The organism is Micromonospora gifhornensis (genome assembly GCF_016863515.1).
Lineage (GTDB): Bacteria > Actinomycetota > Actinomycetes > Mycobacteriales > Micromonosporaceae > Micromonospora > Micromonospora gifhornensis.
Genome location: NZ_BOPA01000019.1, coordinates 25,523 through 45,849, shown reverse-complemented (window position 1 = coordinate 45,849; position 20,327 = coordinate 25,523). Strand labels below are relative to the sequence as shown.

At 71.1% G+C, this 20,327-nt stretch carries 15 protein-coding genes; 6 read left to right on the top strand and 9 right to left on the bottom strand.

The window, feature by feature from the left end; translation table 11 throughout:
• Positions 1–17: 17 nt before the first annotated feature.
• Genes whiA through rapZ form a run of 3 tightly spaced genes read right to left on the bottom strand, consistent with a single transcriptional unit; the run spans position 18 to position 2,938 of the window.
• A complete protein-coding gene (gene whiA, locus Vgi01_RS13790) occupies positions 18–998 on the bottom strand; it encodes a DNA-binding protein WhiA (protein ID WP_013734954.1) in 981 nt (326 codons plus the stop codon).
• A gap of 54 nt (positions 999–1,052) precedes the next feature.
• On the bottom strand, positions 1,053–2,027 hold the full coding sequence (locus Vgi01_RS13785) for a gluconeogenesis factor YvcK family protein (protein WP_204291279.1): 975 nt from the start codon (positions 2,025–2,027) through the stop codon (positions 1,053–1,055).
• A complete protein-coding gene (gene rapZ / locus Vgi01_RS13780; RefSeq protein WP_204291278.1) occupies positions 2,024–2,938 on the bottom strand; it encodes an RNase adapter RapZ in 915 nt (304 codons plus the stop codon). The genes Vgi01_RS13785 and rapZ overlap by 4 nt, the downstream gene beginning before the upstream one ends.
• A gap of 254 nt (positions 2,939–3,192) precedes the next feature.
• Between rapZ and Vgi01_RS13775 the strand changes: the two genes are divergently transcribed.
• Positions 3,193–3,837, top strand: a complete 645-nt coding sequence (locus tag Vgi01_RS13775) for a hypothetical protein (RefSeq protein WP_102658530.1) — start codon at positions 3,193–3,195, stop codon at positions 3,835–3,837.
• 51 nt (positions 3,838–3,888) lie between these two features.
• Here Vgi01_RS13775 and Vgi01_RS13770 read toward each other — a convergent pair whose 3' ends face one another.
• Together Vgi01_RS13770 and Vgi01_RS13765 are read right to left on the bottom strand one after the other, a co-directional pair.
• Positions 3,889–4,707 carry a TrmH family RNA methyltransferase gene (locus Vgi01_RS13770; protein ID WP_233196848.1) on the bottom strand — a complete coding sequence of 273 codons (819 nt, stop codon included), beginning with the start codon at positions 4,705–4,707 and terminating at the stop codon, positions 3,889–3,891.
• A gap of 54 nt (positions 4,708–4,761) precedes the next feature.
• Complete coding sequence (locus Vgi01_RS13765; protein ID WP_204291277.1) at positions 4,762–5,574, bottom strand: phytanoyl-CoA dioxygenase family protein; 813 nt, start codon at positions 5,572–5,574, stop codon at positions 4,762–4,764.
• 179 nt (positions 5,575–5,753) lie between these two features.
• Here Vgi01_RS13765 and Vgi01_RS13760 point away from each other — a divergent pair, with 179 nt between their 5' ends.
• Together Vgi01_RS13760 and recQ are read left to right on the top strand one after the other, a co-directional pair.
• Positions 5,754–6,248 (top strand): GyrI-like domain-containing protein, encoded by a 495-nt coding sequence (locus tag Vgi01_RS13760; RefSeq protein WP_204291276.1) that lies wholly within the window; start codon positions 5,754–5,756, stop codon positions 6,246–6,248.
• Positions 6,249–6,282: 34 nt separating this feature from the next.
• A complete protein-coding gene (gene recQ / locus Vgi01_RS13755; RefSeq protein ID WP_239088953.1) occupies positions 6,283–8,187 on the top strand; it encodes a DNA helicase RecQ in 1,905 nt (634 codons plus the stop codon).
• A 38-nt stretch (positions 8,188–8,225) separates the two neighbouring features.
• On the opposite strand, the gene uvrC is transcribed toward recQ, so the two are convergent.
• Positions 8,226–10,163, bottom strand: coding sequence for an excinuclease ABC subunit UvrC (gene uvrC, locus Vgi01_RS13750; RefSeq protein WP_204291275.1), 1,938 nt, complete (start codon positions 10,161–10,163; stop codon positions 8,226–8,228).
• A 193-nt stretch (positions 10,164–10,356) separates the two neighbouring features.
• On the opposite strand from uvrC, the gene Vgi01_RS13745 reads away from it, so the two are divergent.
• Positions 10,357–13,617 carry a penicillin acylase family protein gene (locus Vgi01_RS13745; protein ID WP_204291274.1) on the top strand — a complete coding sequence of 1,087 codons (3,261 nt, stop codon included), beginning with the start codon at positions 10,357–10,359 and terminating at the stop codon, positions 13,615–13,617.
• A 98-nt stretch (positions 13,618–13,715) separates the two neighbouring features.
• Here the strand turns inward: Vgi01_RS13745 and Vgi01_RS13740 are convergent, their stop codons facing one another.
• The 3 genes from Vgi01_RS13740 to rsgA form a co-directional block, all read right to left on the bottom strand.
• Positions 13,716–14,195 (bottom strand): Rieske (2Fe-2S) protein, encoded by a 480-nt coding sequence (locus Vgi01_RS13740; protein WP_102658536.1) that lies wholly within the window; start codon positions 14,193–14,195, stop codon positions 13,716–13,718.
• A gap of 126 nt (positions 14,196–14,321) precedes the next feature.
• Entirely contained in the window at positions 14,322–17,336 is a 3,015-nt protein-coding gene (gene uvrA / locus Vgi01_RS13735) for an excinuclease ABC subunit UvrA (protein WP_204291273.1), read from the bottom strand.
• A 398-nt stretch (positions 17,337–17,734) separates the two neighbouring features.
• Positions 17,735–18,766 carry a ribosome small subunit-dependent GTPase A gene (gene rsgA, locus Vgi01_RS13730; protein ID WP_204291272.1) on the bottom strand — a complete coding sequence of 344 codons (1,032 nt, stop codon included), beginning with the start codon at positions 18,764–18,766 and terminating at the stop codon, positions 17,735–17,737.
• A 167-nt stretch (positions 18,767–18,933) separates the two neighbouring features.
• On the opposite strand from rsgA, the gene Vgi01_RS13725 reads away from it, so the two are divergent.
• Positions 18,934–19,650 (top strand): maleylpyruvate isomerase family mycothiol-dependent enzyme, encoded by a 717-nt coding sequence (locus tag Vgi01_RS13725; RefSeq protein ID WP_102660192.1) that lies wholly within the window; start codon positions 18,934–18,936, stop codon positions 19,648–19,650.
• A 6-nt stretch (positions 19,651–19,656) separates the two neighbouring features.
• Positions 19,657–20,310 (top strand): MBL fold metallo-hydrolase, encoded by a 654-nt coding sequence (locus Vgi01_RS13720; RefSeq protein WP_102660193.1) that lies wholly within the window; start codon positions 19,657–19,659, stop codon positions 20,308–20,310.
• Positions 20,311–20,327 lie beyond the last annotated feature (17 nt).

Genomic DNA, 20,327 nt, shown 5'->3' with positions numbered 1-20,327 from the left:
ACGACCCCACCGTCCTATCAGACCACGAGCATGTCGGGCGTGACGGCCGCTTCGGTATCCGGGATGCCCAGGTCGCGCGCCCGTTTGTCGGCCAGCGCCAGCAACCGGCGGATCCGGCCGGCGATGGCGTCCTTGGTCAGCGGCGGGTCGGCCAACGCGCCCAACTCCTCCAGCGACGCCTGCCGGTGCTCCAGCCGCAACCGACCCGCCGAGGTCAGGTGCTCCGGCGCGTCGTCGGCGAGAATCTCCAGCGCCCGGGTGACCCGGGCCGCCGCGGCCACCGCCGCCCGCGCCGAACGACGCAGGTTGGCGTCGTCGAAGTTGGCCAGCCGGTTGGCCGTGGCACGCACCTCCCGGCGGACCCGACGTTCCTCCCAGGCCAGCACGCTGGCGTGGGCGCCTATGCGGGTGAGCAGCGCGGCGATGGCGTCGCCGTCCTTGACCACCACCCGGTCCACCCCGCGCACCTCGCGGTTCTTGGCGGTGATGCCGATGCGGCGGGCCGCGCCGACCAGCGCCAAAGCCGACTCCGGCCCCGGGCAGGTGATCTCCAGGGCACTGGAGCGGCCCGGCTCGGTCAGCGAGCCGTGCGCCATGAACGCGCCCCGCCAGGCGGAGACCGCGCAGCAGACGTTGGCGGCGACCACGTGCGGGGGCAGTCCCCGCACCGGTCGACCCCGCACGTCCAGCAGACCGGTCTGCCGGGCCAGCGCCTCGCCGTCCTTGACCACCCGGACGATGAAGTGGCTGCCCTTGCGCAGCCCACCGGAGGCCAACACGTGAATCTCACTCGGGTAGCCGTAGACCTCGGCGATCTCCCGGCGCAGCCGGCGGGCCACCGCGCCGGTGTCCAGTTCCGCCTCCACCACCACCCGCCCGGAGACGATGTGCAGCCCACCGGCGAACCGCAGCAGCGCGGCCATCTCCGCCCGCCGGCAGCAGGGCTTGGGCACGTCGACCCGACTCAGCTCGTCCTTGACCGCAGCCGTCATCGCCATTGTGCGTCCCCTCACGGACCGGTTCCGGCGTGTCGCCGGAGATTACGTACGTGTCTAACGATCGGCGCCCAGTACGGGCACCAGCGCGGCGGCCAAGGCGGCCGGATCATGGCGGGGAGTGCCGTCGTCGACCGCTACCGGGGCGAGGACGAGTCGGGCTCCCAGCGATTCTGCCGCACGATCGACCGGGGCGGGATCACCGACCGCCTTGGAATCGGCGATCACGTAGTCGACCGTCAGCTCCGGCAGATACCACCGCAGCGCGGCGAGGTGGTCGGCGACGGACAGACCGAGCGTCTCCTGCTCGGCGGCGAGGTTGAGGGTGACCAGCCGACGAGCGGAACTGGCCAGGATCGCCGCGGCCAGCTGCGGTACCAGCAGGTGCGGCAGGACGCTTGTGTACCAGCTGCCCGGCCCGAATATCAACCAGTCGGCCGCACCGATCGCCGTGACCGCCTCCGGACAGGCCTCGGGGGCCTGCGGGGTGATCCGCAGCGACTCCACCCGACCGGTACTGACCGCGACCTGGTGCTGGCCGCGTACGGTGCGGACCTCGTCGGGTCGATCCGGGTCCGTGCCACGCACCTGCGCCTCGATGTCGACCGGCTCGCAGGACATCGGCAGCACCCGACCGACCGCACCCAGCATCGCCCCGGCGTGTTCCAGCGCGGCCACCGGATCGCCCAGCAACTCCATCAGGCCGGAGATCACCAGATTGCCCACCGCGTGTCCGGCGAGCGCGTCAGGTCCGCCACCGGCAGTGGTCACCGCGGCGAAGCGGTGCTGGAACAGCCCGGCGCTGCGTCGGGTGGCCGGGTGGTCACCGGCCAGCGCGACCAACGCCTGCCGCAGGTCGCCCGGGGGCAGCCCACCCCGCTCGGCGCGCAGCCGCCCACTGGAACCGCCGTCGTCACCGACGGTCACCACCGCGGTGATGTCCAGATCCAGTTCGGGTGCGCAACGGCGTAACGCCCGCAGCGCGGCGGACAGGCCGTGCCCGCCGCCGAAGCTCACCACCCGGATCGTCATTCCCGCCCCAGGTCCCGGTGCTGCGCGTTGGCGGCCAGGCCGGCACGCCGCAACCGGGCGGCCAACTCCTCGGCGATGGCCACGCTGCGGTGCTTGCCGCCGGTGCAACCCACCGCGACGGTCAGGTACCGCTTGCCCTCCCGCTCGAAGCCCGCGGTGGTGGCGCCCACGAGATCGGCGTACGCCGAGACGAAGGTGTCCGCACCCTCCTGCCCCAGCACGTACGCGCTGACCGCCTCCTCGCGGCCGGTGTGCTCCCGGAATTCCGGCACCCAGTACGGGTTGGGCAGGAAGCGGGCATCGAGCACGAAATCGGCATCCGGCGGCAGGCCGTACTTGAAGCCGAAGGAGATCACCGTGACCCGCAGCTTGCGGGCGTCCTCCCCACCGAACAGCTCCTCGATGCGCCGACGCAGCTGGTTGACGTTGAGGTGGCTGGTGTCGATGATCACGTCGGCCTGGTCGCGGGCCTCCTCCAGCAGGCCCCGCTCGACCGCGATGCCGTCGGCGAGCCGCCCGTCACCCTGCAACGGGTGGGAACGACGCACGCTCTCGAAACGGCGGATCAACACCTCGTCGTCGGCGTCGACGAAGACCACCCGAGGCGCGTACCCGCGCTCCTTGAGCTCCCGGATCGCCTCGGCCAGGTCCGTGGAAAAGGCCCGGGACCGCACGTCCAACACCATCGCCGTACGCCGGGCCGCCCCGCCCGCCTTCACCGCCAGCTCGGCCATGTCCAGCAGCAACGCCTGCGGCAGGTTGTCCACGACGTAGAAGCCGACGTTCTCCAGGGCTCGGGCGACGGTGCTGCGCCCACCACCGGACAGACCGGTGACCACGACAAGCGTGGTGTCCGTCTCCGCCGCCCCGGTGACGCCGACGTGATGACCGTTCGTGTGCGCCTCGCCCACCCATCAACCCCCAAGCTGTGGCGCTCCGGTCAGGCCGACCGGGCATGGTCAAAGCGACTCTAGTGCGGCCTGCCGGACCGTTGCCACCGACGCCCCGGGGCTCCCCCGCCAGCCCGATAACGCCGGTCAACCCGGCTGTCGACCACCTGCCCACCTGCCATGCCGACGGACTGCCCGCCGGTCTTGTCGGTTGGCTGCTCGGCCTTGTCGGCTGACTGACGGCGCGCGGCCGGCGACGGCGCTATTCTCCGGCCATGGGCAGACACGGAGCGCGACTGCGCTGGGTGGTGGCCCTCGTCTCGGTCACCGTCGCGGTACTGGCCACGATCGACCACGTGCGGCAACGCGAACGTGAGCACAACGCCGGCCCCGACGCGGTCACCGTCACCGTCGAGGCGATGCTGCCGCAGCCGGACCAGGTGGCCGACCTGGTCAGCGCGTACGGCTGGCGCAACGGCTCCGCCCCGGTCGGGGACCCCGACAACCAGTCCGTGCTGCTGCGGTTGCGGTGGTCCGGCCCGGGCCAGCCCGGCACCTATCAGGTGATCCTGCTGGACAACCGGCTCGACCCGCCCCGGGTGGTGCCCCCGAGCGGTGGCTGGGACGCCGCCGGCAGCACCGGGTTCAACTGGGCCGAATCGTACGAGACACTTGCCGCCCGGTACGACTTCCTCGCCGGTGCCGTCTCCCGTCCGGAGTCGAGCGACTCGCTGCGTACCCCGGACAACCTCGGCGCGGTCAGCACCCGCGCGGCCGCCGAGGGCGACCTGGTGGCCCTGTTCCGGATGGGCCCCGCCGCCACCCCCCTCACCGACCCCGCCGACCTGCTGGTCGCCGTCTGCTACGTCGACCCCACCGGCACCCCCCGCTGGGCCAAACCCGTCCCCGTGCCTTCCTGAGCCGGTCAGCAGCGGTGGAGAGCCTTGCGGCGATTCGCGACGACCAGTGCGCTACCGGCGGGCGGCAGCAGTCCGCTGCCGTGCCGACTCGTACAGCACGACGGTCGCGGCGGTCGCCGCGTTCAGTGAGCTGGCTGCCCCGGACATCGGGATCCGGACAACCTGGTCGCATGCCTCACGCCAGCCGGAGCTGAGACCGGTGGTCTCATTGCCGATCACGATCAGCGTTGGTTGCCGGAAGTCGTAATCGGCGACATCCAGCGCGCCCAGCTCATCGGTTCCCACGACGCTCATGCCGATGCCGCCCGCACGGACGTCGACGCCCCAGGACAGCACGGCCTGACGGGCGGGCACCCGAACCACTGGCAGAGCGAACAGCGAGCCGGTGCTCGCCCGGACTGCCTTCGGGTCGTACACGTCGGCGGCGTGGCCGGTGATGATGACGCCGGAGGCGCCGAAGGCGTCTGCGGACCGGACGAGGGTCCCGATGTTGCCGGGACTGGTCGGCCGATCGAACACGACCGTGAGCATGGTCGGTCCGGTCGGGATACGGCGCAGGTCATCCTCCGGCAGCGCGACCACGGCCAGCAACTCTGGCACGTCGTCCGCCTTACCTCCCAGCTCGTGCATCAGTTCACGGGAGACGGCGATCTTCTCGGCCCGGACCGTTTCCAGCAGGTCGCGTGCCCAGCCGGACAGCGCAACGCCTGTGTTGTACAGCAACTCTCGGATCTGCCAACCGTGTTCGACGGCCATGACAATCGGACGCACGCCCTGCACGAGGAATTCGCCGCGACGCTGCCGCTTGGTCCGATTGTGCAGGAGGGCCTCCCACTGCTGGAATCGCGCGTTGCGACCACTCACCCGCAGAACCACCCTTGTCCCCGCCTCCGTCGTACATCACCCATGCCACGCCTGGCACGCCTACCCGGCATTGTCGTCGGTACCTACCCCGTCCCGCTCGGGGGTGTCCTGTCCAAGACCCCGACGGATCGCGATCTCCACGGGTGAGTAGGCGCCGTCGGCCCGCTCCAATTCGTACGGCGCGGCCGGCATCAGCGGCGGCTGGGCCATGAAGCGCGGCCGTGTCCCGTGGTGCGGTTGCGCCGCGTGCACCAGGAACGGATGGCACAGAAAGACGTCGCCCGGGGACCCGGTGGCGAGGGCGAGTGGCCGGTGGCTGGATGCCGCCACCAGGTCGGGCGCAAGTTCCAGCCCGCTCGCCCCGTTCTCCCCGTACTTCTCCAGCACCCTCGGCACGTCGAGGTGTGAGCCGACCCGGAGCCGGGTCGGGGCGTCCTCCTCACCGACCTCGCTGAACAGAAACAGCATCAGCAGCGCCCGGCCACGGGAAAGCACATTCGTGAAGTACCAGCTCTCGCCCTCCGGCAGATAGCTGCCCTCGATGTGCCAGCCCGCGTCGTTCGGCTCCTCTTCGTGCGGGAAGCGCAGCGGGAACGTGCCCAGCGAGTAGCGCGGCTCCCAGCGTCCCGCGCCGACCAGCAGGTCGTACGCGTGATGGAGGAACGGGGAATTGGGTGCGGCGGCGAACGGCCCCTGCGCCATGCCCTCCACCCAGTGCACGGGCTGTCTCCACGTCGCTGGGTCGTCCGGGTCGCAGCCCGTCTCTCGCCACAGCAGCCGCGCGCAGTCCGCAGCCACCCGCGGCGCGACGGCACCTGCCAACTTGACGAAGCCGTCGCGAAGAAAGCGGGACACCAGTGTTGTGTCATCCATGGCCTCATCATGCGGCGACATCGATTCCGCTCACCCGACACTTTCCGCGCGGCTTCTGTCGGGTGTGTTGCCGCAGCGCTGCCGCACGATCGGATCGGAGGAACGACGATCAGCCGCGACCGGTACGCCGTCGATCACCCCAGCTCAGGTTCCGCCTACCTGTCGAAGGAAGCGAACACATGGACACTCGCATCGTCGACCATCCCGCGTTCCGGCTCGTGGGGCACGCTGCTCGCGTTCCGCTGATCCACCGAGGCATAAACCCGTACATCCAGCAGCACATCGCCGCGCTGCCGGCCGAGGAGCACCTGCGCTTGAAGGCACTCGGCAACGCTGAGCCGAGCGGCCTGCTCGCGGTCAGCGACGACCTCGACGCCGACTACGGCGAGGGCAGCGAGCTGACCTACCTGCATGGGGTCGCCGTGTCCCCCAGCACGCCAATCCCGGGCGGCCTCGACATCATCGAGGTCCCGGCCGGCACATGGGTGGTCATCCGTACGGCGGGGCCGCATCCGCAGACCCTTCAGAATGCCTGGGCCACGGCCGCAGCCGAATGGTTTCCCTTCAATCCGTGGCGGCTGCGGCGAGGCCCGGAGATCGTCGCGGTGCCCGATCCGGCGAACGATTTCAGCACCGCGACCTGCGATCTCTGGCTGCCCATCGAACCGGCGTAGCGGCCCGGCGAGCGGCTGCTCATAGAATCCTCGGATGGCCTCTCCCGCCGACGTGAGCACCAGTGACCTGAGCATCGCGGACGTGACCGACAGCGACGCGCCCGCCGGTGAGAAGGTGACGGCGGCGCTGGAGGTGCTGCGGCGAGTCTTCGGGTACGACGCCTTCCGGGGTTTCCAGCGCGAGGTCATCGACCACGTGGTCGACGGCGGGGACGCGCTGGTACTGATGCCGACCGGGGGCGGCAAGTCGCTGTGCTACCAGATCCCGGCGCTGGTCCGCGACGGCGTCGCGGTGGTTATCTCGCCGCTGATCGCGTTGATGCAGGACCAGGTGGACGCGTTGACCGCGGTCGGCGTGAAGGCCGGATTCCTCAACTCCACCCTCGATCTGGACACCCGTCGGCTGGTCGAGGCGGAGTTCGTGGCCGGGGAGATCGACCTGCTCTACCTGGCCCCGGAAGCGCTGGCCAGCCGGGCCACGCTGAGCCTGCTGGACCGGGGGCGGATCAGCCTGTTCGCCATCGACGAGGCGCACTGCGTGTCGCAGTGGGGGCACGACTTCCGCCCCGACTATCTCAACCTGTCGATGCTGCACGAGCGGTGGCCTGGGGTGCCGCGCATCGCGCTGACCGCCACCGCGACCAGCGCCACCCGGTCGGAGATCGCCACCCGGCTCAACCTGACCGAGGCCCGGCACTTCGTGGCCAGCTTCGACCGGCCCAACATCCAGTACCGGATCGTGCCGAAGCGGGAGCCGCGCAAGCAACTGCTGGCTCTGCTGCGCGACGAGCATCCGGGGGATGCCGGGATCGTCTACTGCCTGTCCCGCGCCTCGGTGGAGAAGACCGCCGAGTTCCTGGTCGCCAACGGCGTCGACGCGCTGCCGTACCACGCCGGTCTGGACGCGGCGACGCGCGCGGCCAACCAGCAGCGGTTCCTGCGGGCCGACGGGGTGGTGATGGTGGCGACCATCGCCTTCGGGATGGGCATCGACAAGCCGGACGTCCGCTTCGTCGCCCACCTCGACCTGCCCAAGTCGGTCGAGGGCTACTACCAGGAGACCGGGCGCGCGGGCCGCGACGGGCTACCGTCGACCGCCTGGCTGGCGTACGGACTGCAGGACGTCGTGCAGCAGCGCAAGATGATCGACACGTCCGAGGGCGACCTGGCGCACCGACGGAACCTCGCCGCCCACCTGGACGCGATGCTGGCGCTCTGCGAGACGGTCCGCTGCCGTCGGGTGCAGTTGCTGGAGTACTTCGGCGAGCCGGCCACCGGGAACTGCGGCAACTGCGACACCTGCCTGGAGCCGCCGGAGTCGTGGGACGGCACGGTGCCCGCGCAGAAGCTGCTCTCCACGGTGTTCCGGCTCGATCGGGAACGCAACCAGCGCTTCGGTGCCGGGCACTGCATCGACATCCTGCTGGGCCGCAGCAACGACAAGATCACTCAACATCGGCACGACTCGCTCACCGTGTTCGGCATCGGCGGTGAGCTCAGCGAGGCCGAGTGGCGTGGCGTGGTGCGGCAACTGCTGGCCGAGGGGCTGCTGGCCGTCGAGGGCGACTACGGCACCCTGGCGCTCACCGACGCCAGCGCCGAGGTGCTGGGCCGGCGGCGTACCGTGATGCTGCGCCGCGAGGCGGCCCGCCCGGCGCGTGCGGCGCGCACCGCCAAGCCGCGGGGTGCGGCCACCATGGTCGCCGAACTGACCCCCGAGGCGACCGGCACCTTCGAACGGCTGCGCGCCTGGCGGGGAGCGACCGCCAAGGACCAGGGCGTGCCCGCGTACGTCATCTTCCACGACGCGACGCTGCGCCAGATCGCCGCCGACGCCCCGTCCTCGCTGGCCGAGCTGTCCCGGATCAGCGGCGTCGGCGAGAACAAGCTCGCCAAGTACGGCGAGCAGATCCTCGAAGTGCTCTCCGGGGCCGACTGAGGGCAGTACCGAACACCGCTGTGTCACAGGCACGGCGGTCAGTCGGTGGACGGTTCCTTGTCGCCGTTGAGGGCGGACAGGATCGCCTGGGCGGTGCGGGGGCCGACGCCGGGAACCTCGGTGATCTCCTCGACGGTGGCCGCCGAGAGGCGCTTGAGCGAGCCGAAGTGCCGCAGCAGGGCCTTGCGGCGGACGTCGCCCAGCCCGGGGATGTCGTCCAGGGCGGAGGCGGTCATCCGCTTGGAGCGACGCTGCCGGTGGAAGGTGATGGCGAAGCGGTGCGCCTCGTCGCGTACCCGCTGCAGCAGGTAGAGCCCTTCCGAGGTGCGCGGCAGGATGACCGGGAAGTCGTCGTCGGGCAGCCACACCTCCTCCAGCCGCTTGGCCAGACCGCACAGCGCCACGTCGTCGATGCCCAATTCGGCGAGGGCCTGCGCGGCGGCGGCGACCTGCGGCGCACCGCCGTCGACCACCACCAACTGCGGCGGGTACGCGAACTTGCGCGGTCGCCCGGTGGTCGGGTCGACGCCGGGGCGGTCCGGATCCACGGCGGTCTCCTCGCCGATCTCGCCGGTCTCGGCGCGCACGTCGAGGTAGCGGGCGAAGCGGCGGCGCAGCACCTCGGACATCGCCGACAGGTCGTCGGTGGCGCCCCGGACGATGAAGCGGCGGTACTCGCTCTTGCGGGGCAGGCCGTCCTCGAAGACGACCATGCTGGCCACCACGTCGCTGCCCTGGATCTGGGAGACGTCGAAGCACTCGATGCGCAGCGGCGCGGTCCGCATGCCGAGCGCCTCGCTGATCTCGTCGAGGGCCTTGCTGCGGGTGGTCAGGTCGCCGGCCCGCTTGAGCTTGTGCCGGGCCAGGGCGTCCTTGGCGTTGCGCTCCACCGTCTCCAGCAGGGCACGCTTGTCGCCGCGCTGCGGCACCCGCAGGCTGACCCGGCTGCCCCGGTGGGTGGCCAGCCAGTCGGCCAGCGCCTCGGCGTCGGCGGGTAGCTCCGGCACCAGCAGTTCGCGCGGCACGTCGGCCTCGCCGCGCTCACCGCCGTAGACCTGGGTGCAGAAGTGGTGCACCAGGTCGCCGGTGGTGAGGTCCTCGGTCTTCTCCACCACCCAGCCGCGCTGGCCCCGCACCCGGCCGCCGCGGACGTGGAAGACCTGCACCGCGGCTTCCAGTGGGTCGTCGGCGAAGGCGACCACGTCGGCGTCGGTGCCGTCGCCGAGCACGACTGTCTGCTTCTCCATCGCCCGGCGCAGCGCGGCGACGTCGTCGCGCAGCCGTGCCGCCCGCTCGAACTCCAACTCGGCGCTGGCCTGGGCCATCTCGCGTTCCAGCCGGCGCACCATGCTGTCGGTGCGCCCGGCCATGAAGTCGCAGAACCCGTCGACGATCTCGCGGTGCTGCTCGGCGGTGACGCTGCCGACGCAGGGCGCGGAGCACTTGTCGATGTAGCCCAGCAGGCAGGGCCGACCGACCTGGCCGGCGCGCTTGAACACCCCGGCGGAGCAGGTCCGCGCCGGGAAGACCCGCAGCAGCAGGTCGAGCGTCTCGCGGATCGCCCAGGCATGGGAGTACGGCCCGAAGTAGCGCACCCCCTTGCGTTTGGCCCCGCGCATGACCTGCAACCGCGGATATTCCTCGTCGAGGGTGACCGCGAGGTAGGGGTACGACTTGTCGTCGCGGTAGCGGACGTTGAACCTCGGGTCGTACTGCTTGATCCAGGTGTATTCGAGCTGGAGCGCCTCGACCTCGGTGCCGACGGTGACCCAGTCGACCACCTCGGCGGTGGTGACCATCTGCCGGGTGCGGTCGTGCAGCCCCAGCAGGTCGGCGAAGTAGGAGTTGAGGCGGCTGCGGAGGTTCTTCGCCTTGCCGACGTAGATCACCCGGCCGGTGCCGTCGCGGAACCGGTAGACCCCTGGGGACTCCGGGATGGTGCCGGGGGCGGGACGGTAGGTCGACGGATCAGCCACGCTCCGAGCCTATCCGCCGCCCCCGACAGCCCGAATCGTCCCTGGTCGACGCCTTCCCGCCCGACTGCGTCGACAGCGCCGACCATCCGGATTGACGTCTTCCAATATCGACCGGCGCGGCCTACCATCCAGTAACCGAATGTTCTTCATGTAATGATCCCGCCCGATGGCCCCCCGTCCACAGAGGATCGCCATGTCTGCTCGTACCGCCACCCGCCGGCTGTTCGCCGGTGCGACCGGCGCCATCGCCGTCGCCGCCCTGCTGGTCGCCGTCCCGCCCAGCGCCACCGCCACCACCACCGCAGCCGCGCCCGCGAACAACACCCTCGCGGTGAACGTCGCCAGCGCCTTCGCCGGCAACGACTACTGCCTCGGCGAATGCTCGGAGATCCTGCCGCCCGGCCAGAACGGCAACGCCACCCTTGTCGAGATCCTCGGCAACCAGGCCTTCGGCACCCTGCCCCGACACTCCGCCGACCAACTCGACAAGTACGCCAACCTCGTCTACGGCTACGCCGGGCTGCGCGAGGAGCAGATCGGCAACTTCTTCCACGACGCCGCCTTCGGTGTCGCCCCCAACCAGGTCGAACGCGACTACTCCCCGCGCTCCGACGTACGCATCGTGCGGGACAAGGCCACCGGCGTACCGCACATCACCGGGAGCACCCGGGCCGGCACCATGTACGGCGCGGGCTACGCCGGCGCCGAGGACCGACTGTTCACCATGGACCTGCTGCGCCACGTCGGCCGGGGCACGCTGACCTCCTTCGCCGGCGGCGCCCCCGGCAACCGCGCCCTGGAACAGAGCGTCTGGCGCACCTCCCCCTACACCGAGGCCGACCTGGCCGCCCAGGTCGAGGCGCTGCGGCGCAAGGGCGGGGCGCGCGGCGAGCAGCTCTACGCCGACGTGCAGGAGTACATCGCCGGCATCAACGCGTACATCCGCACCTGCATGTCGGGTCGCAACTGCCCCGGCGAGTACGTGCTGACCGGTCACATGGATGCGATCACCAACGCCGGTGGACCCAAGCCGTTCACCATGACCGACCTGATCGCCATCGCCGGGGTGGTCGGCGGCCTGTTCGGCGGCGGTGGCGGCAACGAGATGCAGTCCGCGCTGGTCCGCATCGCCGCCCGCGCCAAGTACGGACCGGTCGAGGGCGACCGGGTGTGGAACGGCTTCCGGGGCCAGAACGACCCGGAGACCGTGCTGACCCTGCACGACGGGCAGAGCTTCCCGTACGGTGACGCCTCCCCCGACGCCCCCAGCGTGGTGCTGCCCGACGCGGGTTCCGCCCGGGTCGAGCCGGTCGTCACCGACCCCACCGGCTCCGCCACCACCGCCGGCACCAACAGCTCCTCGGAGCTGGCCGCCGCGCTGTCCGGGCTGACCATCACCCCGGCCAACCGGGGCATGTCCAACGCGGCGGTGATCTCCGCCGAGCACTCCGCGACCGGCCACCCGATCGCCGTGTTCGGACCGCAGACCGGCTACTTCTCCCCGCAACTGCTGATGGTCCAGGAGCTGCAGGGCCCCGGCATCAGCGCCCGGGGCGCCGCCTTCGCCGGACTCAACCTGTACGTGCTGCTCGGCCGGGGCCAGGACTACGCCTGGAGCGCCACCTCCGCCGTCCACGACATCACCGACACGTACGCGGTGCCGCTGTGCGTACCCGGTGGCGGCACGCCGAGCCTGGCCAGCAACCACTACCTGTTCCGCGGCCAGTGCCTGGCGATGGAGGAACTGTCGCACGTCAACAGGTGGAACCCGACAGTCGCCGACAGCACCCCGGCCGGGTCGTACAAGCTGGTCGCCTGGCGTACGAAGCTGGGCCTGGTGGCCTGGCGCGGCACCGTCGGCGGCGTCCCGCACGCCTTCACCCAACTGCGCTCCACCTACGGGCGGGAGGCCGACTCGGCGATCGGTTTCCAGATGTTCAACGACCCGACCCAGATGGGCACCGCCTCGGCGTTCCTGGAGTCGGCCCACAACGTCGAGTACGCCTTCAACTGGTTCTACGTCAACTCGACCCAGTCGGCGTACTTCAACTCCGGGCTGAACCCGGTGCGGGCCGCCGGCAGCAACCCGAACCTGCCGATGCGCGCCGATCGGGCCTACGAGTGGCAGGACTTCGACCCGGACACCCGCACCGCCCGGTACGCGCCACGGTCGGCCCACCCCCAGTCGATCGACCAGGACTACTACATCAGCTGGAACAACAAGCAGGCCAAGGACTTCGGGGCGGCCGACGGCAACTTCAGCTTCGGCGCCGTACACCGGGGTGACCTGCTGGACAAGCCGGTGAAGGCGGCCATCACGGCGGGCCGCAAGTTCGACCGGGCCTCGCTCACCGAGTTGGTGCAGCGGGCCGGGCTGACCGACCTGCGCGGCGCGGAGGTGCTCGACGAGCTGATCCGGGTGCTGGAGAGCCAGCCGGTCACCGACGCTGCCCTCACGGCCGAGATCAACCGGTTGAAGGCCTGGCGGCAGGCCGGGGCGCTGCGGGTGGAGACCGCCAAGGGCAGCAAGGTGTACCAGCACGCCGAGGCGATCCGTACCTTCGACGCCTGGTGGCCGCTGCTGGTGCGGGGGATGTTCCGGGACCCGCTCGGCCCCGACCTCTACCAGTCGCTGATCAACACCCTGCAGGTCAACGAGTCACCGTCGGGCCTGCAAGAGGGTGACGTGTCGAACCTGCCGTCCTCGGCCAACGGGGCACAGACCCACAAGGGATCGGCGTTCCAGTACGGCTGGTGGGGTTACGTCGACAAGGACCTGCGGGCGGTGCTCGGTGCCCCGGTCGCCGGTGGCCCCGGGCGTACCTTCTGCGGCAACGGCAACCTGGGCGCGTGCCGGCAGATCCTGCTGGACACCCTGCGCACGGCGGCGGCCACCCCGGCCACCACGACCTACCCGGGCGACGCCAGCTGCGCGGCCGGCGACCAGTGGTGCGCCGACGCGATCATCCAGTCGCCGCTGGGCGGCATCAAGCACGCCACCATCGCCTGGCAGAACCGGCCCACCTACCAGCAGGTGGTCTCGTTCCCGGCGCGCCGCGGCGACGACCTGACCAACCTGGCCGCCGGTCGGTCGGTGACCGCCTCCAGCAGCCAACTCGGCAACGGCGCCGCCCGGGCCGTCGACGGGAACCTCGGCACCCGCTGGGCGAGTTCCTGGTCGGACAACCAGTGGATCCGGGTGGACCTGGGCAGCGTCCGGCAGGTCGGCCGGGTGGTGCTGGCCTGGGAGGCGGCGTACGCCCGGTCGTACCGGGTCGAGGTCTCCAGCGACGGGAGCACCTGGCGGCCGGTGTGGTCGACCACGGCGGGCGACGGCGGCACCGACGTGGTGGCCTTCACCCCGCAGCAGGCCCGCTACGTCCGGATGACCGGCCTGACCCGCGGCACCTCCTACGGCTTCTCCCTGTGGGAGCTGTCCGTGTACGCCCACTGAACGCGATCGGCCGTGGCCCGGGGCTTCCCCTGGCCACGGCCGCTGCGGCTGGATCCGTACCGGTGGGTCGTCTCGTCGACGGCCCACCGGCCGGCGGGTCAGGCGAGCGCGATCTGGTCGCCGGAGACCTTGACGTCCTTGCGTCCCAGCGGCGCGGGGGACGGACCGGACTGCACCGAGCCGTCCTCGATCGAGAACCGGCTGTTGTGGCAGACACAGTTGATCGTGCCGCCCTCGATTGTCGTCACGTTGCACCCCTGGTGCGGGCACTTCGGGTCGAAGCCACGGAACTCGCCAGGCGACGGCTGGGTGATCACGATCCCCTGGGCGGACAGGATGGCGCCCCCGCCGACCGGAATGTCGCTGGTCCGGGCCAGGGACTGGCTGTCCTGGCGGCCGCCCCCGCCCGCGTCGCCGGTGTTCGTCACCTGCGGCCCCGGGCTGGTGTTCGCCGCGCCGTCGTCGTCCCCGCCGCCGCAGGCGGCCAACATCGCCGCCGCCCCGGCCGCACCCGCACCGGCCAGCAGCGCCCGCCGTGTCCGCACCGGCCGCACCCCCGCCACCTGGTCGTCAGTCATCCCCGCACCCTCCTCGGCTACCACCGTGCATGATCCTCGTCAGGTTTTCGCAACCCGGACCACTCTGCCTGGCGGTTCACCCGATCGACCACTCGCTTGCGCATACGCCATTGGCCGGAGGCCCGGTCAGCCGGCCGCGACGCTCTTGCGTCCGGCACGCGCCTTGGTCGAGGTCGTCTTGGTCGCGGTCGTCTTCGCCCCGGTCGTCTTCGCCCCGGTTGTCTTGGTCGCGGTCGTCTTGTTGCCGTTCGCCTTGGCCGCGCGGGCGGTGGCCGCCGCCGCACCCTTGGCCGTGCCGTCGAGCTTGAGCACGGTACGCAGGAACTGCCCGGTGTGGCTCTCGGCGACCTCGGCGACCTCCTCCGGGGTGCCGGTGGCGAGCACGGTGCCGCCCCGGTGCCCGCCCTCGGGACCCATGTCGATCAACCAGTCGGCGCTCTTGATCACGTCGAGGTTGTGCTCGATGGTGATCACCGTGTTGCCCTTGTCGACCAGGCCCTCCAGCACCATCAGCAGCTTGCGGATGTCCTCGAAGTGCAGGCCGGTGGTCGGCTCGTCGAGCACGTAGACCGTCCGCCCGGTGGAACGCTTCTGCAACTCGGAGGCGAGCTTGACCCGCTGCGCCTCACCACCGGAGAGCGTCGGCGCCGGCTGACCAAGGCGTACGTAGCCCAGACCCACGTCGACAAGGGTCTTGAGGTGCCGGTGGATGGCCGGGATGGCGGAGAAGAACTCCGCCGCCTCCTCGATCGGCATCTCCAGCACGTCGGAGACGGTCTTGCCCTTGTAGTGCACCTCCAGGGTCTCCCGGTTGTACCGGGCGCCCTTGCAGACCTCGCACGGCACGTACACGTCGGGCAGGAAGTTCATCTCGATCTTGATCGTGCCGTCGCCGGAGCACGCCTCGCAGCGGCCCCCCTTGACGTTGAACGAGAACCGACCGGGGCCGTACCCGCGCACCTTGGCCTCGGTGGTCTCGGCGAACAGCTTGCGGACGTGGTCCCAGACACCGGTGTAGGTGGCCGGATTGGATCGCGGCGTACGCCCGATCGGCGACTGGTCGACGCCGACGACCTTGTCCACGTGCTCCAGCCCGGAGACCCGGGTGTGTCGGCCGGGCACCAGCCGGGCACCGTTGATCTGGTTGGCCAGCACCGCGTACAGGATGTCGTTGACCAGTGTCGACTTGCCGGAGCCGCTGACCCCGGTGACCGCGATCAGCTGGCCCAGCGGGAAGCTCACCGTCAGGTTGCGCAGGTTGTGCTCGCGGGCGCCGTGCACCACCAGTTCCCGGCCCGGGGTCTGCGGCCGGCGGCCCTTCGGGGTCGGGATCTCCCGCCGACCCGACAGGTACGCCCCGGTGATCGACTCCGGGTTCGCCAGTAGCGCCGGCACCGAGCCGCTGTGCACGATCTGCCCACCGTGCTCCCCCGCGCCCGGCCCGATGTCGACGATCCAGTCGGCGGTGCGGATGGTGTCCTCGTCGTGCTCCACCACGATCAGCGTGTTGCCCAGCCCACGCAGCCGGACCAGGGTCTCAATCAGCCGGTGGTTGTCACGCTGGTGCAGACCGATGGAGGGCTCGTCCAGCACGTAGAGCACACCGACCAGCCCGGAACCGATCTGGGTGGCCAGCCGGATGCGCTGCGCCTCGCCACCGGACAGGGTGCCGGCCGGACGGTCCAGGGACAGGTAGTCCAGACCGACGTCGAGCAGGAAGCGCAGCCGGGCGTTGATCTCCTTGAGCACCCGCTCGGCGATCAACTTCTGCCGGTCGGTCAACTCGATGCCGGCCAGCAGGTCGGCGCACTCACCGACGGACAGGTTGCAGACCTCGGCGATGCTGCGCCCGGCCAGCGTGACGGCGAGCACCTCGGGCTTGAGCCGGGCACCGCCGCAGGCGGCACACGGCACGTCGCGCATGTAGCCCTCGTACTTCTCCCGCGACCACTCGCTCTCGGTGTCGGAGTGCCGGCGCTCGATCCACTGCACCACGCCCTCGAAGCCGGTGTAGTACGAGCGCTCCCGGCCGTACTTGTTGCGGTAGCGCACGTGCACCTGGTCGTCGGAGCCGTGCAGGATCGTCTTCTGCGCCCGCGACGGCAACGCCCGCCAGGGCGTGTCGATGTCGAAGTGCTGGGCCTCGCCGAGGGCCTCCAGCAGGCGCAGGAAGTATTCCAGGTTGTGGCCGGTGGCCCAGGGCTGGATCGCGCCGTCGCGCAGGGTGCGCTCCGGGTCGGGAATGAGCAGCTCCGGGTCGACCTCCTTCTTGGTGCCCAGGCCGGTGCACTCCGGGCAGGCGCCGTACGGCGCGTTGAAGGAGAAGACCCGCGGCTCCAGATCCTCGATCGCCAGCGGGTGGTCGTTGGGGCAGGCCAGGTGCTCGGAGTAGCGGCGCTCCCGCTCCGGGTCGCCCTCGGGCACGTCGACGAAGTCGAGCAGGACCAGGCCGCCGGAGAGCCCCAGCGCCGCCTCGACCGAGTCGGTGAGCCGCTGCTTGGCGCTGGGCTTCACGCTGAGCCGGTCGATCACCACCTCGATGGTGTGCTTCTCCTGCTTCTTGAGCTTCGGCGGGTCGGTGAGCTGGTGCACCACGCCGTCGACCCGGGCGCGGGCGTACCCCTTGGCCTGGAGTTCGGCGAACAGGTCGACGTACTCACCCTTGCGACCGCGTACCACCGGGGCGAGCACCATGAACTTGGTGCCCTCGGCCATCGCCAGGACCCGGTCGACGATCTGCTGCGGGCTCTGCTTGGAGATCCGCTCGCCGCAGACCGGGCAGTGCGGCTCACCCACCCGGGCGAACAGCAACCGCAGGTAGTCGTAGACCTCGGTGATGGTGCCGACGGTGGAGCGCGGGTTACGCGAGGTGGACTTCTGGTCGATCGACACCGCCGGGCTCAGGCCCTCGATGAAGTCGACGTCCGGTTTGTCCATCTGGCCGAGGAACTGTCGGGCGTACGACGACAGCGACTCGACGTACCGGCGCTGCCCCTCGGCGAAGATCGTGTCGAACGCCAGACTCGACTTGCCCGACCCGGACAGCCCGGTGAACACGATCAGCGCGTCCCGGGGTAGGTCGAGGCTGACGTCACGCAGGTTGTGCTCGCGTGCGCCACGGATGATCAGACGGTCGGCCACGGTCCGTGTACTCCCGGGTGAGGATGACGAGGAGAATCTGTCCGCTTCGGGATCAACCCAGCCTTTGGGATCAACCCAGCGGTTGTGCCAGCGCGGAGAGCGCGCCCCGGCAACTGTAGACCCGCCCTACGACAACTTCCCCCCGCCACACAACCCCACCCCACACTCCCTCCCCACCAACCACCCCTCCCCCCTCTCTCCCGCCCTCTCGCCCCGCCGACTCACCCCGTCGATCTTGCACTTTCGGTCGGGGCAAAGCTATACGAAAGCGACATTCAGGCGACCGCAAGTGCAAGATCGACGGGGCGAGGAGGCGGAGGGCGAGGGCGGGGGGACGAGGGCGGAAGGGCGGAGGGAGGAGCGAGGGCGAGAGGGTGAGGAGCGAGGGTGGGGGTGGGTCAGCGGGGGTGGCGGGGGTGGCGGGTGCGGGTGGGGCGGGTGGTGTGACGGTGGGTTTCGTGGGTGAGCTCACGGTGGAGGCGACGCCAGCTCTGCCAGCGGCGGGTGGACAGGTCACCGGAGGCCAGGGCGGCCTGCACGGCGCAGCCCGGCTCGGCCTCGTGCCCGCAGTCGCCGTAGCGGCAGTCGGTGGCGAGGTCGGCGATGTCGCCGAAGGCCCGGTCGAGGCCGGACTCGCCGTCGAGCAGGCCGACGGCCCGTACCCCCGGGGTGTCCAGCACCGCGCCGCCGCCGGGCAGCGGCACCAACGCCCGCCAGGTGGTGGTGTGTCGGCCCTTGCCGTCGACCCGACGGATCGACTGGGTCGGCATGACCACGGCCCCGACCAGCGCGTTGACCAGGCTCGACTTGCCGGCGCCGGAGGGCCCCAGCAGGCCGAGCGTCCGGCCCGGGGCCACCTCGGCGCGCAGCGGGTCCAGCCCGGTGCCCGTCTCGGCGCTGACCGGCAGCACCGGCACCCCGGGTGCGAGGGCCGCGAGTTGACGTGCCACCGCCGCCGGGTCGGCGGCCAGGTCGGTCTTGGTGAGTACGACAAGCGGCCGGGCGCCCGACTCGTGCACCAGGGAGAGCAGCCGCTCGATGCGGGCGGCGTTCGGCTCGGGGTGCACCGGCTCCACCACGGCGGCGGTGTCCAGGTTGGCGGCCAGCAGTTGACCGCTGGCGTCCTTGCCGGCGGTGCGCCGGATCAGCGCGGTACGCCGGGGCAGCACCGCCTCCACCGTGACCCGCGCGTCGGGCCAGGTGCCGAGCAGCACCCAGTCGCCCGCGCCGGGTAGCCGGGTGGCGTCGCCCACGGCCGCGGCCAGCACGGCGCCGCCGCAGGAGGCGCGGACCGGGCCGTCGGAGGTGAGTACGGTGCAGACGCCACGGTCGACCCGGGCGACCCGGCCCGGGCGGTGATCGGTGTGGATACGGCTCAGGTGCGCCGCCCGGTCGTTGTCCCAACCCAGGGCGGTCAGTGTGATGTCCAAGGCTCCTCGTTCAGGGTCGCTGCGGGTGATACAGGCGTGCGGTGACCGGCATGACCACCACCCCCTCCGCTCCGGCGCCGCGAACACCCCCACGGTAGGAGGCGTGGTGCCGGGCGGGAAGTGAATTCCCTGGCGACGCGGTCGGCGCGGCGGACTAGGGTCGAATCGTGACCACGGACCCTCTGCTGTTGACCGGTGACGTGGACGACGCCACGACCCGTCTGATCCGTACGGCGGCCCGGTTCGACGCCGCCGACCTGGCGCAGCCGTCGCTGCTGCCGGGGTGGACCCGCGGTCACGTCCTGGCCCACCTGTCCCGCAACGCCGACGCCCTGGTCAACGCGCTCACCTCGGCCCGAACCGGCGAGTTGATCCCGATGTACGCCAGCACCGAGTCCCGGACCGCCGACATCGCAGCCGGCGCACCCCGGCCGCCCGAGGAGCAGTTGGACGACCTGCGGCGCAGCGCCGACCGGTACGCCGAGGCGGTCGCGGCGATGCCGGCACCGGCGTGGGCCGCCACCGTGCAGACCCGGCGCGGTCCCCTGCCGGCGTCGCTGCTGGTCTGGCGTCGGCTACGGGAGGTGGAGATCCATCACGTCGACCTGGCCGCCGACTACCGGCCGCGGGACTGGTCGCCGGCCTTCGGTCACCGGCTGCTGCACGAGGTGGCCACCGACCTGGCCGCGCGCGACGACGCGCCGGCGCTGGTGCTGCGATTCGACGGTACGAGTCACGAACTAGTGATCGGCGACCGCGCGCAGGCGCCCGTCGTCTCCGGGCCGGCGGTCGAGATCGCGGCCTGGTTGACCGGCCGCAGCCCCGGTGCCACCCTGACCGTCACCCCCGACGGTCAACTGCCCCACCCACCTGAATGGATCTAGTCAGACATGACCTATGACGGAGAAGTCACCCCCGGCGGACCTGCCGCGGTACGCGAACTCGGCCGGCTGAGCATCACCAAGGTGTCGGTCGGGCCGATGGACAACAACGCGTACCTGCTGCGCTGCCACACCACCGGTGAGCAGGTGCTGATCGACGCCGCCAACGAGGCGCCCCGCCTGCTGGAGTTGGTCGGTGACGCCGGGCTGACCGCGGTGGTCACCACCCACCAGCACATGGACCACTGGGTGGGGTTGGAGGAGGTGGTCGCCAAGACCGGCGCCCGCGCGCTGGTGCACGCCGACGATGCGGCCGGGCTGCCGATCGAGGCGCAGACCCTCGCCGACGGCGACACCGTGCCGGTCGGCGACTGCGCCCTGGAGGTCATCCACATCAAGGGGCACACGCCGGGCTCGGTGGCGCTGCTCTACCGCGACCCCGACGGCATCCCGCACCTGTTCACCGGCGACAGCCTCTTCCCGGGCGGGGTGGGCAACACGGATCAGGATCCGGAGCGGTTCGCGGCGCTCATCGACGACGTGGAGCACAAGCTGTTCGACCGGCTGCCGGACGAGACGTGGTTCTACCCGGGTCACGGTCGGGACTCGACGCTCGGTGCGGAGCGCCCCCACCTCGGTGAGTGGCGGGCGCGCGGCTGGTGAACGCCGCATGGTCGGGG

Excerpts from the sequence above, each read along its gene's own strand:
- Vgi01_RS13785 (WP_204291279.1), bottom strand. The coding sequence starts at position 2,027 with ATGACGATCCGGGTGGTGAGCTTCGGCGGCGGGCACGGCCTGTCCGCC.
- recQ (WP_239088953.1), top strand. The coding sequence starts at position 6,283 with ATGGCCTCTCCCGCCGACGTGAGCACCAGTGACCTGAGCATCGCGGAC.
- whiA (WP_013734954.1), bottom strand. The coding sequence starts at position 998 with ATGGCGATGACGGCTGCGGTCAAGGACGAGCTGAGTCGGGTCGACGTG.
- Vgi01_RS13775 (WP_102658530.1), top strand. The coding sequence starts at position 3,193 with ATGGGCAGACACGGAGCGCGACTGCGCTGGGTGGTGGCCCTCGTCTCG.
- Vgi01_RS13765 (WP_204291277.1), bottom strand. The coding sequence starts at position 5,574 with ATGGATGACACAACACTGGTGTCCCGCTTTCTTCGCGACGGCTTCGTC.
- Vgi01_RS13740 (WP_102658536.1), bottom strand. The coding sequence starts at position 14,195 with ATGACTGACGACCAGGTGGCGGGGGTGCGGCCGGTGCGGACACGGCGG.
- Vgi01_RS13760 (WP_204291276.1), top strand. The coding sequence starts at position 5,754 with ATGGACACTCGCATCGTCGACCATCCCGCGTTCCGGCTCGTGGGGCAC.
- Vgi01_RS13720 (WP_102660193.1), top strand. The coding sequence starts at position 19,657 with ATGACCTATGACGGAGAAGTCACCCCCGGCGGACCTGCCGCGGTACGC.
- Vgi01_RS13745 (WP_204291274.1), top strand. The coding sequence starts at position 10,357 with ATGTCTGCTCGTACCGCCACCCGCCGGCTGTTCGCCGGTGCGACCGGC.